The organism is Taibaiella soli, assembly GCF_003236175.1.
Classification (GTDB): Bacteria; Bacteroidota; Bacteroidia; order Chitinophagales; family Chitinophagaceae; genus QKTW01.
Window position 1 is genome coordinate 133,546 of the sequence record NZ_QKTW01000028.1, and the last position, 12,973, is coordinate 146,518.

Below are 12,973 nucleotides of genomic sequence, written 5' to 3' on the forward strand. Positions count from 1 at the left end.
AAAGAATGGGTCAAAAAACGAATCCTATAGGTAACAGGTTGGGCATCATCCGCGGATGGGACTCAATGTGGTATGGTGAGAAAAAGGATTTTGGTCAGAAACTGGTAGAAGACCACAAAATTCGCACTTACTTGAATGCACGTATCAATAAAGGTGGCATTAGCCGTATCGTTATTGAGCGTACACTGGGTAAACTCATCATTACAATCCACACTTCAAAACCTGGTATTATCATAGGTAAAGGCGGTGCTGAAGTTGATCGTATTAAAGAAGAACTGAAAAAACTCACCAGCAAAGACGATGTACAGATCAACATCATGGAGATCCGTCGTCCGGAATTGGATGCGAATATCGTAGGAGAAACAATCGCTCGCCAGATTGAAAGCCGCGTTAGCTACAAGCGCGCAGTAAAAATGGCTATCTCTACAGCGATGCGCATGGGTGCTGAGGGTATCAAGATTAAAGTAGGTGGCCGTCTGGCTGGTGCTGAAATCGCACGTTCTGAAGAATTCAAACAAGGACGCACTCCTTTGCATACATACCGTATGGATATCGATTACGCTTCTGTCTTCGCTCTGACAGTTTATGGTAAAATCGGTATCAAAGTATGGATCTGTAAAGGTGAAGTACTGGGCCAACGTGATCTGAATCCGAACTTCTCTGCTAACTCTGACCGTCGTGGTAACGAAAACCGTGGTGGTGAAGGTCGTCAGGGCGGTGATCGTGAAAGAGGTGATCGTCGTGGCGGAGACCGTGGAGGTGACCGTCGCCGTGGTGGTGCAAACCAAGGTCAAGGCGGTGGACGCGGTGGCCGTCGTTAATCAATAATATTCTTAGAATAGCTAATAAAACGTGTAACAATGTTACAGCCTAAAAAAGTAAAACATCGTAAAGCCCATAAAGGTCGGATTAAAGGTAACGCACAGCGTGGTGCTACGATTGCCTTCGGTTCTTTTGGTCTGAAAGCGCTGGAACCTAAATGGATCACCAACCGTCAGATCGAGGCAGCTCGCCAGGCTATGACACGCCACATGAAGCGTGAAGGTAATGTGTGGATCCGCATTTTCCCTGACAAACCAATCACTCGTAAGCCACTTGAAGTGCGTATGGGTAAAGGTAAAGGTAACCTGGAATTCTGGGCTGCTGTAGTGAAACCGGGCCGCATTATGTTTGAACTGGATGGTGTACCTATGCAAGTAGCTCGCGAAGCGCTTGAACTGGCAGCACAGAAACTTCCAATCAAAACTAAATTCGTTGTGCGTCACGATTACGCTGGTGCATAATAACTGAAAATTGCAAATTGGATGTCTGAGATATCCAATCTTCAATAGAAAATATTTTATAGACTATGGCAAAAGCAACAAAAGCGAAAGTGGAAGATTATCGTTCACTCGATGATCAGACGCTCAACGAAAAGATCGCTGAACAGGAAGTGCAACTGAAGAAATTACACTTCAGCCATGCAGTTAATCCTATTGAGAATCCTCTCGCAATCCGCGCACTGCGTCGTGAAATCGCACGCATCAAAACGGAACAGCGTAAGAGAGCATTAGGTTTCTAATAAATTTTTACAGATGTCAACAACGACTGAAAGAAAACGTAGAAAAACCCGTATCGGGATCGTAAGCAGCAACAAGATGACTAAAACCATCACAGTAGCTGTTGAACGTAAAGTGAAACACCCGATATACGGTAAATTCGTTAAAAAAACGACCAAATTCCACGCGCACGACGAAAGCAATACTGCTGGTATTGGCGACGTAGTTCGTATTATGGAAACACGCCCGCTGAGCAAGACAAAACGCTGGCGCTTGGTAGAAATTATTGAAAAAGCTAAGTAATCTCATTTAAAGATGATACAACAAGAATCCCGGCTCAATGTAGCCGACAACAGTGGAGCAAAGGAAGTTCTTTGTATCCGTGTGTTGGGCAATTCGGGACAAGATTATGCCGGTATCGGAGATAAGATCGTGGTAACTGTTAAAGACGCTATTCCAGGCGGTGGTATGAAAAAAGGTACCATTTCTAAAGCAGTTATCGTTCGTACTAAGAGCAAATTGCGTCGTAAAGATGGTTCATACATCAGCTTCGATGATAATGCTGTTGTACTGCTCAACAACTCTGATGAACCGCGCGGTACCCGTATTTTCGGCCCAGTAGCTCGCGAACTGCGTGATAAGGGGTATATGAAAATTGTTTCCCTCGCACCTGAAGTATTGTAAAAAAAGTTGTACTTTTGCATCCCGTTTACGATAACGGGTTGTTTTTTGCAACGAAATTTAATTCATAGCAACTGTGAAACAGAGATTTCAACCTAAGTTCAATATTAAGAAAGGCGACAACGTGGTTGTAATTGCTGGTGACGACAAAGATCGCAGCAATCCACGTAAGGTGTTGGCCGTTTACCCTCAGAAAAGCCGTGTGCTGATCGAAGGTGTAAATATGGTGACTAAACACCTGAAGCCTAGCGCTCAGAATCCTCAAGGCGGTATCGTTAAAGAGGAAGCGCCAATCCATATCTCCAACATTATGTTGTGGGATGCTAAAGCTAAAGCTCCGGTACGCGTAAAACGCGAACGTAAAGAAGGTGGCTTTACCCGTATTTCTAAAAAATCAGGAGAGGAGGTTAAATAATGGCAACAACAACTTACATCCCTCGTCTGCAAACTAAGTACAAGGACGAAGTGGTACCGGCTTTGATGAAGAAGTTCGGTTACAAAACTATCATGCAATGTCCGCGCCTGGTGAAGATCTGCCTGAACCAGGGTGTTAAAGGCTCTGTTGCTGATAAAAAACTCATCGACGATGCGGTAAACGAAATGACTATGATTTCTGGTCAGAAAGCCGTTCCTACATTGTCTAAGAAAGATATCTCCAACTTTAAGCTTCGTAAAGCAATGCCAATCGGCTGCCGCGTTACGCTGCGTAGCGTTACAATGTATGAATTCCTCGATCGTATGATCGCAATTACATTGCCACGTGTACGTGACTTTAAAGGTATCAACGATAAGTCTTTCGATGGTCGTGGTAACTACACAATGGGCGTTACAGAACAAATTATCTTCCCTGAGATCGATATCGATAAAGTAAATCGTATCAGTGGTATGGATATCACTTTCGTAACAACTGCACGTACTAACGAAGAAGCTTACGAACTGCTGAAAGAGCTGGGTATGCCTTTCAAAAACATTAAGAAAGAAAACGCTTAATATTTGCTGACTGAAGCGCAAGCCAAGTCAAAAATAAAAACCAAAAAATGGCAAAAGAATCAGTAAAAGCCCGCCAACGCAAACGCGAACGCATGGTAGCCAAGTTCGCTGAAAAGCGCGCTGCTCTGAAAGCTGCAGGTGATTATGCTGCTTTGGATAAACTTCCAAAGAACTCTTCTCCTGTTCGTTTGAAGAACCGCTGTCAGCTGACAGGTCGTCCTAAAGGCTATATGCGTCACTTCGGCATCTGCCGTGTGATCTTCCGCGATATGGCGCTGGATGGCAAAATACCAGGTGTTCGTAAAGCAAGCTGGTAATTAAACGTTACAAGGTCAGGATGCAAAAAGCAGGGGATAATCTTGCTTTGACGTGTCCTGAAACCCGTTACAAAATTTATTTACAAAACATTTATCTAAAAAATGGTAACAGATCCAATTGCAGATTTCCTTACACGTATCCGTAACGCGCAGATGGCACGTCACCGTATCGTGGAAATCCCAGCTTCAAATGTTAAAAAACGTATGACGGAGATCCTTTATGAAAAAGGTTACATCCTGAAATACAAATTTGAAGACGATAACAAACAAGGCCTTATCAAGATCGCGTTGAAATATGACGCTTCTTCGAAAGAACCAGCGATCCGCTCCCTCGAAAGAGTTAGCCGTCCGGGTCTTCGTCAGTATGCAAAGCCTAACGAAATCAGCCGTGTACAAAACGGTCTGGGTATCGCAATCGTATCTACTTCTAAAGGCGTAATGACTGATAAAGAAGCACGCGTTCAGAATGTAGGTGGCGAAGTACTTTGCTACATCTATTAATAGCTTAGAAATTATCCGGAGGCAAATACATTAAGCTGGCCTTACCAGGCTGATCGGTTTGCCTCTACTATTATAAAATAATAAAACCACAAGACAATGTCTCGTATAGGTAAGAAACCAATTATCGTTCCAAACGGTGTTACATTGACTGTAACTCCTGCCAACGAAGTGATCCTGAAAGGTCCTAAAGGTGAACTGAAATCTACAATCGACCGCGATATCAAAGTTGAATTGGTAGATGGTCAGATCAACATCATCCGTCCTACAGATCAGATCCGTCACCGCGCAATGCACGGTCTGTACCGCGCTTTGATCGCTAACATGGTAGTTGGTGTAACTGAAGGTTTCTCAAAAACTCTGGAATTAGTCGGTGTAGGTTATCGTGCTGCCGTAACTGGTCAGCAAATCGATATGGCACTTGGTTTCTCTCACAACATCATCTTCGATCTGCCGAAAGAAATCAAAGCTTCTGCAACCGCTGAGAAAGGTAAAAACCCTACGATTACGCTGGAATCTATCGACAAGCAATTGCTGGGTCAGGTAGCAGCTAAAATCCGTGGCCTGCGTAAACCAGAACCATACAAAGGTAAAGGTGTTCGCTACAGCGGTGAAATCGTACGCCGCAAAGCTGGTAAAGCAGCCGGTAAATAATCATATTGATTGTCACCCTGAGCATCGCAAAAGGGTGACAATTCTTTATAATAATATATTTTCAAAACAAACTCCGGTAGCCATTATGCTAGTTGCGTAATGAGCCCGTAAAAACGAATAAAAATGTCAACAGATCCGAAAGTAATCCGCCGCCAGAAATTGCGTTGGCGCATACGCACTAACGTGCAAGGTACTGCTCAGAAACCTCGTCTGTCTGTGTTCCGCAGCAACAAGGATATTTATGTTCAGCTGATCGACGACGCTTCCGGCGTTACTCTGGCAGCAGCAAGTTCCCGTCAAAAAGACATCGCCGCTCAGAAAGTTGCCAAATCAGAGAAATCTGTATTGGTAGGTAAAGCAATCGCTGCAGCTGCAAAAAATCTCGGCATTGAAACTTGTGTATTTGATCGTGGTGGTTATCTGTATCACGGCCGTGTGAAATCAATTGCTGATGGTGCACGTGAAGGTGGATTAAATTTCTAATCAAACATTGTTTAACTTTTTTCTTTCTAATAAATAATGGCGAAGACACAATTAAATCGCGTAAAATCCGGTGATCTGGAACTGCATGAAAAGGTAGTGGCTATCAACCGTGTGGTAAAAACCACAAAAGGTGGTCGTGCATTCAGCTTTTCTGCTCTGGTAGTTGTAGGTAACGGAAACGGTGTTGTAGGTCATGGACTGGGTAAAGCGAAAGAAGTTCAGGAAGCTATTACCAAAGGTATCGACGACGCTAAGAAAAACCTGATCAAGGTACCTGTAATGAACGGTACTATTCCTCACGATCAGCTGGCTAAAGAAGGTGCTGCAAAAGTTTTGATTAAACCAGCCGCTCATGGTACTGGTGTAATCGCTGGTGGTAGCATGCGCGCAGTTCTCGAAGCTGCAGGTGTTACTGACGTTCTCTCTAAGTCTCAGGGTTCTGCTAACCCACACAACGTGGTTAAAGCAACTTTCAAAGCACTGAGCCTGCTGCGTGAACCAATCCAGGTTGCAAAACAACGCAACATCAATCTGAAAAAAGTGTTTAACGGCTAATTAACCCCGTAAACGAAGGCTAGTGGCTAATTTTACACTGCCTCCCTTACGAGGATTGGAAGTTAAATATTCAGAAGCTACCCGGACAAGCTCTTGTCATTAGGTTTTCTTAATTGACGATGTCCGTAAATAATAAATTTAACTATTGAATTTATATAGCGTCATGGCTAAAATTAAAATCACACAGACGAAAAGCGGAATCGATCGTCCGGAACGTCAGAAACGTACTTTACGTGCACTGGGTCTGCGTAAGTTGTTTGCTACTGTAGAAGTAGAAGCTACTCCACAGATTCTGGGTATGGTGCAAGCTGTGCATCATCTCGTAAAGGTAGAAGAGGTAAAATAGTTTTTTAATCTGATTTGCGAGCGGTTACAAATTCCGCGCAAGTTTAAAAATTGTACAATTATATGCAACTGCATAATCTGAAACCTGCTGAAGGTTCTACTCAGTCAAGAAAGCGTGTTGGTCGTGGTGAAGGTAGCGGTGGTTCTACTGCCGGTAAAGGTAACAAAGGTCAACAAGCTCGTACCGGTTATCAATCTAAGAAAGGTCACGAAGGTGGTCAGATGCCAATTCAGCGTCGTATGCCTAAACGTGGTTTCAAAAGCATTAACCGCGTAGACTACAAAGTTTTCAACCTGGGTCAGCTTGATTTCCTGATTGAAAAATATAACATCGAAGAGTTTTCTCTGGATAACCTGTACATCAACGGTTTGATTAATCGTACAGATGTGGTTAAAATCCTCGGAAGCGGTGAAGTGAAGGCCAAAATAGCGTTCAAAGTCAATGCAGTAAGCGAAAAAGCTAAACAAGCTATCGAAGCTGCAGGTGGTACTGTAGAACTGGTTTAAAATTTTTTTAAAATAATGGAAAGACGCATTTGGAAAAGTGCGTCTTTTGTCCTTTATTCGCATTTCATTTTTAGATTAACAACAGTCCCTGTGAAGAAATTAATCGAGACGCTTAAAAACATCTGGAGCATTGAAGAACTCCGCAAGCGTATTCTGTTCACTTTAATGCTGATCCTAGTTTACCGCGTAGGTTGTTACATTACCCTGCCAGGTATAAACCCGAATCTGCTTTCAGAAAAAGAAGGTCCCGGCGGTCTGCTCGGTATCCTGAATATGTTTGCCGGCGGTGCATTCAGCCGTGCTTCCATTTTTGCATTAGGTGTAATGCCTTACATCTCTGCTTCCATCTTCATGCAGCTTGCCGGTATCGTTGTACCGCAGGTAGCTAAAATGCAACGTGAAGAAAGCGGACGACGCAAAATCAACCAATACACACGTTATATCACTGTTCTGGTTACTGCCTTCCAGGCAAGTGCCTATGTGGCTTATCTCCGCACTCCGCAATATGCTGCTGCTTTAGATCCTCAATACAGTGCATTCCTTTTCTGGCTCACTACTGTAGTAGTATTGACAGCAGGTACGCTCTTCGTAATGTGGATGGGTGAAAAAATCACCGATAAAGGCATCGGTAACGGTACTTCTCTGATCATCATGGTCGGTATCCTGGCCCGTTTACCACACAGCATTATGCAGGAATTCGGCGCGAAGAACATCGGTGGCGGTGGTGGTTTGCTCATCTTCCTGATTGAGCTCGCTATCTTCATCACGGTGATCGTTGGTCTCATCCTCCTGACTCAGGGTACACGTAAAATTCCTTTGAACTACGCCCGTCGTATTACAGTAGGTAGCACCAGTGCTGCTAAAGAAGTAAGCGGCAGCCGTGATTTCATTCCTTTGAAAGTGAATTCTGCGGGTGTAATGCCGATCATCTTCGCTCAGGCGATCATGTTCATTCCGGCTACAATCGCAGGTTTTGCAAACACAGACAGCGGTAGCAGCAACTTCGTTCGCGCACTTTCTGATCATACTTCTCTGTGGTACAATATCATCTACGCTGTACTGGTAATTGCATTTACTTACTTCTACACGGCGTTGATTTTCAATCCGACAGAAATGGCTGATAACCTGAAACGCAACAACAGCTTCATCCCTGGTGTAAAACCTGGTGAGCCAACAGCTAACTTCATCGCTACGATTATGGATCGTATCACATTGCCTGGTGCATTTTTCCTGGCAATCGCAGGTATCCTTCCTGGTATCGCAGCTTTGTTGGGCGTTACAAGTGGTTTTGCTTCGTTTTACGGCGGTACCTCTATGCTGATCGGTGTAGGTGTAATCCTGGATACGCTGCAACAAATCGAAAGCCATTTGCTGATGCGTCAGTATGATGGTCTGATGAAAACAGGACGTATCTCTGGCCGTCAGCCAGCAGCAAACGCTTCTGTATAGTCTGATTTTAACTTTTTAAATATTAGTAGTAAGTATTCAGCTATTGTCTTTAGCTGTTACTTACTACTTTTTTTATACCTAAATTTGCATTTCATTTTTGATTTATGATACATATCAGATCGCACGAAGAAATTGAGCTTATCAGAAAAAGTGCTTTAATGGTGAGTGCTACTTTGACCGAAGTGGCAAAAATCCTGAAACCAGGTATGAAAACCATTGAGATCGATAGAATGGCGGAACAGTTTATTCGTGATAATGGTGGCGAACCTTCTTTTAAGGGCTACCATGGTTTTAAATATTCTTTGTGTATTTCTCCGAATGAAGTAGTGGTACACGGTTTTCCCGGCGATTACGAATTGAAAGACGGTGATATTCTCTCTGTTGATTGTGGCGTTTATATGAATGGCTACCACGGTGACAGCGCTTATACATTTGCTATTGGCGATGTGAAGCCGGAAGTCCTCCAACTTTTGAAAATAACCAAAGAATCTTTGTACAGAGGGGTAGAGCAAGCGGCAAACAATAACCGCGTTGGCGACATCTCTTATGCAGTAGAGAATTTTACCAATAAAATACACGGTTACGGAGTTGTTCGTGAGCTGGTAGGTCATGGTGTAGGTAAACGTCTGCACGAAGATCCGCAGGTGCCGAACTATGGTCGCCGTGGTGAGGGTAAGCGCCTGAAGGAAGGTATTGTCATTGCAATTGAGCCAATGATTAATCTTGGTGTGAAAGAAGTTTATACAATGGAAGATGGCTGGACAATCGTAACTGCCGATCATAAGCCTTCTGCGCATTTTGAGCATACTACAGCTGTAAGAAAAGGAAAAGGTGAGGCTTTGTCTTCTTTTGCTCCGATCGAGGCTGCAGAGCAGGCTAATAAAGAATTGAACAGTTCTTATTACGCGGCTGAAGCGACTGCTAACGCATAACTCTTTGTCGATTTTCTGGCGTCTGATTGGTGATATAAATAGACTATGAGTATATAGTAAGAACGGCCCCCACAATTTGTGGGGGCCGTTCTTTATTTATTAATAGACAATTCTGAAAGGATTACTTTGTGAACCTGACTAGCTGCCCACCGTTTCTGCGGCGTGATTATTAGTCACAGGTTGCCCTTTCACATTTTTGCCTTTGTAGAAAACAATAATTGCGAGGCCAGCTAATACCAGACAAGTAGAAATAATTTCCGCCTGTGTAGGGTGCAGGAAACCCCAGTCATATTTATAGTTAACACGGATTTTTTCTACGAAAAATCTTTCCAGTCCGTTTAGGATCAGATAAATGCCAAACAGGTGGAATGGTTTATTGATTTTTTTACGAAGTCCCCAGAGTATAAAAAACAGAATCAGACAAGTCACCGCTTCATAAAGCGGCGTAGGGAAGACGCCTACAGGGAGCACAGAGCAATAATTATTGCCCGTACAGCCAGGCATCTGAATGCCGATATTATTTACGTTGTGCTGATAGTTCATGGCAAACATCCAGTCGGGCAGCCAGCTTGGTGCCGTGACATGGGCATGCATTACTTTATCCATACTGCCGAACTCCCGGTTTACATATTCGGGTGCATTAGTCAATGCCATTTGAAAACTCTGTGGGGTCGCCGCAACCAGTTTTCCCGTTGCATCCGTAACATAGGCGCTGTTGGCAATGCCCCAGTCACCGTCACCGGCAAAATGGCAGCCAAACCGACCAAAACCATACGCAAACATTAGTCCCGGAGCCACTGCATCACAAAGATGTACGAAACGGACATGATGTTTTTTTGCAAACCAATACATAGCTGCTGCCGCAACGATCAAACCTCCGTAAAATGTAAGTCCGCTAGAGGATATTAAATTGCCGATCGGATCTTTGATAAACTGATCCCAGGTTTCGAATGCATTGAAAATTTTTGCACCGGCCAAACCGCCAGCAGCCGCAATGATGAGAAATTCACCTACACGTTGATGCGGGTATACTGCCACCCTTTTTATTTCGGGCTGAGGTAATTGTTCTTTCTTCTTTTCCACATATTTCAAATAGGCGATGGCAGCTGCGCCAATGATACCGATCAAAATATTTCCTTTGGCAGAAAAAAGATAACCCATCGGGTCTGGTGCTATATCTGCCCAATGGCCGAATAATCCACCGACTTTAAAACCTAATACAAATCCCCAAATCGCAGACCAGATCAGTTCATTTCTTGTTACCGGTTTTCCAACCTCAATGGTGGACAATTCCGGGAAAAGATAGCCTTGCGCCTCTTTTCTTTTCAACTCTAATGTGAGTGTATAAGCTGCGCCTAAAAAAGAAAGCGCTACAAGGAAACCAAATGTTTTAAGAATGCTGAGCCATGGCCACGGGTTTTCAATTCCGAACAAATACCGCGCTAATTCGTGAAAGTCAGGATACATGGGTGTAAAAATAGGTTTTGTTGGGCAATGGTGAATGGTCAATTGTGAATTTTGTGAAACGTCAAATGCCAAACGATGAGATGTGATGCTTAATTTGTTATTGGCCATTCACCATTGATAGACCACACTGACATTTGACGTTTCTCGTTTTGACCACCTTACAGCGTTTCCACGAGCTCCAGCGATTGCCGGATCATTTTATCTACCGATGCCCCGGAATCTTTAGAGAATGTTTTTTCAATCCGATTGGCGACAATGGTGCTTATAGATAAACATTGGTGTCCTAAGATTTTCCCCAGGCCGTAAATCGCGGATGTTTCCATTTCGAAGTTAGTCACGTTTTGCTGGCGGCTATCGAACGTGCTCAGTGCATCTATAAGATGAGGGAATGCTACTGCTCCGCGAAGAATCCGTCCTTGTGGGCCATAGAACCCCGGACAGGTAACTGTGATGCCCTGTTTATATCCTTGTGTGAAATGATTGCGCAGGCGAATAGATCCTTCGGCGATATAGGGAACGATTGGCGTATTGATCAGTTTGCAATGTGTTTGGAAATCGCTGAGGATATAGGCTTCTTCCTGATTATTGCTGTGCTGATAATAGTGCAATAAATTATCAAGGCCAATGCCGAAGGAGGAAACCACAAAGCTATCTACCGGAATATTGGCCTGCAGCGCGCCGGATGTTCCTAGTCGGATAACAGAAAGCGATTGATGTGTTTCTTTCGGTAAGCGTGTTTCGAAATCTATATTCACCAGTGCATCCAGTTCGTTGAATACAATATCAATATTATCGGGACCGATACCAGTACTCACTACGGAAATTCGTTTTTGACCTATATATCCGGTATGCGTTACAAACTCGCGGTGCTGAGCGATGTATTCTATTTTATCAAAATATTGAGATACTAATTTTACACGATCCGGGTCGCCCACAGTAATTACAGTATCGGCAATTTCATGTGGGGCAAGGTTTAGATGGTAGATCTTACCGGACTCATTGATGATCAGTTCAGAGGATCCGATTGGTGTAGAAAAAGAATTGTTCATTTTTTTTTCATTAGGCCTTGTAAAGAAAAGAAATTTTACTAAGTTTGCACTCCCTTTCGGGGCAATGGTCGGGTGGCCGAGTGATCAGGCAGAGCTCTGCAAAAGCTTGTACGGCGGTTTGAATCCGTCCTCGACCTCACTTAAAAGTTGCAATGGGCTGTAAGTTAATTACTTGCAGCCCATTCTTTTTGTTGGTGGTACACTTTGTGGTACAGTTGGTTTGTTTTGTTGAAAGTATAGCGAACAAATGGTAACAAACTCGTAATGCAAGGAAGGAGGGCACTGAGCCGCATATTGCTCTGTTCATGGCTCTTAAACTGTTTAGAGAACAGAAGCATTGCCCGAAGTTTGCAACGTCAAATTATACGTCTTTTTGAAGGGGTGAGGTACTTGGTAAAGTCGGCATAACTCTACTCAATTTTCCTATATGGGTTTTCATCATAACAAAGCTGAAACCCCCGTTTAAGACCCGCTATATACTTCTAGCTTTTTTAATAGGAAATAGAAGACTGCTAAATTAAACTTATGTTACTCAAAGCTGCAATATACTAGTCTAGTTCCGATGCGTCTTGCGATTTAAAACTCCGTGTGTAATATTTTGGAGTATGGTTATAGAGTTCGCACAGGTTGTCAAAATAGTCTCTTCTTAGGAAAAGTGCGGACCCTGTGAGTTTGGGCATTTCGTCATGTAAAGAGTTGTTAGAATTTAGCCCAAGGTATTCTAAAGCCCAGGATTCCAACTTTAATACTTTCTCATTGTTCTCATTTGTTGCATATAAACCATCCGCGGGATCGGATGTCGTTAAATTTAATGCTTGGGCGAGATTGGGATTTAGCCAAAGTAATCTTAGAAATTCAATCGGATCTTGGTGAATAAATGCGACGGTGGGTGTTTCTTCTATCTCAATAGCAATCGGGACGTTATCCCAAATTACTGTTGGGTGCAAGCGGTAGCCCGAATAAGGGGAATTATCGGTCGTTCTTCCTGAAAATGTGATTCCGCCGATGTTCTTCGCGAGAACCAACTCTGAATAGTTGATAGCTTTATACTCATCTTCGAAATGAGCCAATAGAATCCAGTCTTTTGAACTATCTACTGCAATTAGACTTTCGTTGCTAGATTGCCATGGTCTAATGATTTCAATCGGCCTAAACGAGGCTGAATTTATCTGTGCCGCAATTGCGTTTAATGATAAGGTCGCAACTTTGTAAAACATCAACTCTTGCTCCTCTGCCCAGTCTCTTAGTTCATTTGACAAGTATCCATTATTGATGAGTTCTAGTGCGTACTCTGAACTGTAAATATGGGAAACCCAAATCTTATTAAATCTATTTATATATAAATTAAGTAGGTCTTTGTGTTTGGTGTACCAGGTGGATTGGTGTTTTGCAAAAACTTGATTAAGGTCTAAACCTGCTTTTTCAAAGTATGCATGTCTATAATTTAACTCTAAATAAAAACTCCGTTCAGAGGGGAGTAATGGATAGTTGACGTCCCCCCAAAAAAT

The 12,973-nt window shown here is 43.2% G+C and carries 19 protein-coding genes and 1 tRNA gene; 17 read left to right on the forward strand and 3 right to left on the reverse strand.

The features are described 5' to 3' along the window. Positions 1-5: 5 nt before the first annotated feature. The 16 genes from rpsC to map all read left to right on the forward strand — a co-directional run bounded on the left by rpsC (position 6) and on the right by map (position 8,949). Entirely contained in the window at positions 6-821 is an 816-nt protein-coding gene (rpsC, locus tag DN068_RS21210) for a 30S ribosomal protein S3 (protein ID WP_111000960.1), read from the forward strand. A gap of 39 nt (positions 822-860) precedes the next feature. Next, positions 861-1,283 (forward strand): 50S ribosomal protein L16, encoded by a 423-nt coding sequence (gene rplP, locus DN068_RS21215; RefSeq protein ID WP_111000961.1) that lies wholly within the window; start codon positions 861-863, stop codon positions 1,281-1,283. 65 nt (positions 1,284-1,348) lie between these two features. Beyond that, positions 1,349-1,561, forward strand: coding sequence for a 50S ribosomal protein L29 (rpmC, locus tag DN068_RS21220; protein ID WP_111000962.1), 213 nt, complete (start codon positions 1,349-1,351; stop codon positions 1,559-1,561). A gap of 13 nt (positions 1,562-1,574) precedes the next feature. Beyond that, positions 1,575-1,841, forward strand: a complete 267-nt coding sequence (gene rpsQ / locus DN068_RS21225) for a 30S ribosomal protein S17 (RefSeq protein ID WP_111000963.1) — start codon at positions 1,575-1,577, stop codon at positions 1,839-1,841. 12 nt (positions 1,842-1,853) lie between these two features. Further along, positions 1,854-2,222 carry a 50S ribosomal protein L14 gene (gene rplN / locus DN068_RS21230; RefSeq protein ID WP_111000964.1) on the forward strand — a complete coding sequence of 123 codons (369 nt, stop codon included), beginning with the start codon at positions 1,854-1,856 and terminating at the stop codon, positions 2,220-2,222. Between the two features lie 73 nt (positions 2,223-2,295). Further along, positions 2,296-2,634 carry a 50S ribosomal protein L24 gene (gene rplX, locus DN068_RS21235; protein ID WP_111000965.1) on the forward strand — a complete coding sequence of 113 codons (339 nt, stop codon included), beginning with the start codon at positions 2,296-2,298 and terminating at the stop codon, positions 2,632-2,634. Continuing rightward, positions 2,634-3,209: a 50S ribosomal protein L5 gene (rplE, locus tag DN068_RS21240; protein ID WP_111000966.1), complete on the forward strand. Its 576-nt coding sequence runs from the start codon at positions 2,634-2,636 to the stop codon at positions 3,207-3,209. Before rplX ends, rplE begins: the two co-directional genes overlap by 1 nt. A 47-nt stretch (positions 3,210-3,256) precedes the next feature. After that, positions 3,257-3,526, forward strand: coding sequence for a 30S ribosomal protein S14 (rpsN, locus tag DN068_RS21245; protein WP_111000967.1), 270 nt, complete (start codon positions 3,257-3,259; stop codon positions 3,524-3,526). A 102-nt stretch (positions 3,527-3,628) separates the two neighbouring features. Continuing rightward, positions 3,629-4,027, forward strand: a complete 399-nt coding sequence (rpsH, locus tag DN068_RS21250) for a 30S ribosomal protein S8 (protein ID WP_111000968.1) — start codon at positions 3,629-3,631, stop codon at positions 4,025-4,027. A 96-nt stretch (positions 4,028-4,123) separates the two neighbouring features. Then, positions 4,124-4,678, forward strand: coding sequence for a 50S ribosomal protein L6 (gene rplF, locus DN068_RS21255; protein WP_111000969.1), 555 nt, complete (start codon positions 4,124-4,126; stop codon positions 4,676-4,678). A gap of 123 nt (positions 4,679-4,801) precedes the next feature. Then, entirely contained in the window at positions 4,802-5,161 is a 360-nt protein-coding gene (gene rplR / locus DN068_RS21260; protein ID WP_111000970.1) for a 50S ribosomal protein L18, read from the forward strand. A gap of 36 nt (positions 5,162-5,197) precedes the next feature. Then, the gene (gene rpsE, locus DN068_RS21265) at positions 5,198-5,716 is read left to right on the forward strand and encodes a 30S ribosomal protein S5 (protein ID WP_111000971.1); all 519 of its coding nucleotides are present in this window, start codon (positions 5,198-5,200) and stop codon (positions 5,714-5,716) included. A gap of 163 nt (positions 5,717-5,879) precedes the next feature. Further along, positions 5,880-6,062, forward strand: coding sequence for a 50S ribosomal protein L30 (rpmD, locus tag DN068_RS21270; protein ID WP_111000972.1), 183 nt, complete (start codon positions 5,880-5,882; stop codon positions 6,060-6,062). Between the two features lie 62 nt (positions 6,063-6,124). Next, positions 6,125-6,568, forward strand: a complete 444-nt coding sequence (gene rplO, locus DN068_RS21275; protein WP_111000981.1) for a 50S ribosomal protein L15 — start codon at positions 6,125-6,127, stop codon at positions 6,566-6,568. 90 nt (positions 6,569-6,658) lie between these two features. After that, entirely contained in the window at positions 6,659-8,017 is a 1,359-nt protein-coding gene (gene secY / locus DN068_RS21280) for a preprotein translocase subunit SecY (protein WP_111000982.1), read from the forward strand. Between the two features lie 104 nt (positions 8,018-8,121). Beyond that, positions 8,122-8,949, forward strand: a complete 828-nt coding sequence (gene map / locus DN068_RS21285) for a type I methionyl aminopeptidase (RefSeq protein ID WP_111000973.1) — start codon at positions 8,122-8,124, stop codon at positions 8,947-8,949. 138 nt (positions 8,950-9,087) lie between these two features. Here the strand turns inward: map and DN068_RS21290 are convergent, their stop codons facing one another. Further along, on the reverse strand, positions 9,088-10,416 hold the full coding sequence (locus DN068_RS21290; protein ID WP_111000974.1) for a prolipoprotein diacylglyceryl transferase: 1,329 nt from the start codon (positions 10,414-10,416) through the stop codon (positions 9,088-9,090). Positions 10,417-10,574: 158 nt separating this feature from the next. Then, entirely contained in the window at positions 10,575-11,465 is an 891-nt protein-coding gene (locus DN068_RS21295) for a nucleoside phosphorylase (protein ID WP_111000975.1), read from the reverse strand. A gap of 66 nt (positions 11,466-11,531) precedes the next feature. Between DN068_RS21295 and DN068_RS21300 the strand changes: the two genes are divergently transcribed. Then, positions 11,532-11,602, forward strand: a tRNA-Cys gene (locus DN068_RS21300). Positions 11,603-12,013: 411 nt separating this feature from the next. Here the strand turns inward: DN068_RS21300 and DN068_RS22200 are convergent. Next, positions 12,014-12,973, reverse strand: a 960-nt coding sequence (locus DN068_RS22200) for a hypothetical protein (RefSeq protein WP_165836481.1), incomplete at its 5' end; no start/stop codon positions are given.

Excerpts from the sequence above, each read along its gene's own strand:
- rplF (WP_111000969.1), top strand. The coding sequence starts at position 4,124 with ATGTCTCGTATAGGTAAGAAACCAATTATCGTTCCAAACGGTGTTACA.
- rplO (WP_111000981.1), top strand. The coding sequence starts at position 6,125 with ATGCAACTGCATAATCTGAAACCTGCTGAAGGTTCTACTCAGTCAAGA.
- rpsC (WP_111000960.1), top strand. The coding sequence starts at position 6 with ATGGGTCAAAAAACGAATCCTATAGGTAACAGGTTGGGCATCATCCGC.
- rplE (WP_111000966.1), top strand. The coding sequence starts at position 2,634 with ATGGCAACAACAACTTACATCCCTCGTCTGCAAACTAAGTACAAGGAC.
- rplR (WP_111000970.1), top strand. The coding sequence starts at position 4,802 with ATGTCAACAGATCCGAAAGTAATCCGCCGCCAGAAATTGCGTTGGCGC.
- rplN (WP_111000964.1), top strand. The coding sequence starts at position 1,854 with ATGATACAACAAGAATCCCGGCTCAATGTAGCCGACAACAGTGGAGCA.
- rplP (WP_111000961.1), top strand. The coding sequence starts at position 861 with ATGTTACAGCCTAAAAAAGTAAAACATCGTAAAGCCCATAAAGGTCGG.
- rpsE (WP_111000971.1), top strand. The coding sequence starts at position 5,198 with ATGGCGAAGACACAATTAAATCGCGTAAAATCCGGTGATCTGGAACTG.
- rpmD (WP_111000972.1), top strand. The coding sequence starts at position 5,880 with ATGGCTAAAATTAAAATCACACAGACGAAAAGCGGAATCGATCGTCCG.
- DN068_RS21295 (WP_111000975.1), bottom strand. The coding sequence starts at position 11,465 with ATGAACAATTCTTTTTCTACACCAATCGGATCCTCTGAACTGATCATC.
- rpsQ (WP_111000963.1), top strand. The coding sequence starts at position 1,575 with ATGTCAACAACGACTGAAAGAAAACGTAGAAAAACCCGTATCGGGATC.
- rpmC (WP_111000962.1), top strand. The coding sequence starts at position 1,349 with ATGGCAAAAGCAACAAAAGCGAAAGTGGAAGATTATCGTTCACTCGAT.
- map (WP_111000973.1), top strand. The coding sequence starts at position 8,122 with ATGATACATATCAGATCGCACGAAGAAATTGAGCTTATCAGAAAAAGT.
- rpsH (WP_111000968.1), top strand. The coding sequence starts at position 3,629 with ATGGTAACAGATCCAATTGCAGATTTCCTTACACGTATCCGTAACGCG.
- rpsN (WP_111000967.1), top strand. The coding sequence starts at position 3,257 with ATGGCAAAAGAATCAGTAAAAGCCCGCCAACGCAAACGCGAACGCATG.
- DN068_RS21290 (WP_111000974.1), bottom strand. The coding sequence starts at position 10,416 with ATGTATCCTGACTTTCACGAATTAGCGCGGTATTTGTTCGGAATTGAA.